We start from the raw sequence: 258 nt of genomic DNA on the forward strand, positions 1-258 counted from the left end.
CGTCGCGGTGCGGCCCGCGCCGACGCCGACCTTCAGCGACATGTCGGCCGCCTCCCGGACGTGCTCGATGACGTCCACGTACGTCTCCCGGTCGAGGTCGGGGACGAGCGCGATGACGTTGTCGCCGCCGACGAAGAACGCGAGGCCGTCGTGCTCGTCGTGGAGGGTGCGCATCAGCGCCGCGTACCCCTGCTCGATTCGGACGAACGTGGAGAAGGCGTCGAGTTCGTCCGTGTACTTCCCCGTCGCGTCGTTCAC

1 protein-coding gene is annotated in these 258 nt (G+C 69.0%); it reads right to left on the reverse strand.

Annotation, left to right across the window (positions count from 1 at the left end; all coding sequences use genetic code 11):
• A partial coding sequence (locus HKX41_12205; protein NNC24898.1) for a GTP cyclohydrolase IIa occupies positions 1–258 on the reverse strand: 258 nt, incomplete at both ends.

It is taken from the genome of Salifodinibacter halophilus (assembly GCA_012999515.1).
In the GTDB taxonomy this organism is placed as follows: domain Bacteria; phylum Pseudomonadota; class Gammaproteobacteria; order Nevskiales; family Salinisphaeraceae; genus Salifodinibacter; species Salifodinibacter halophilus.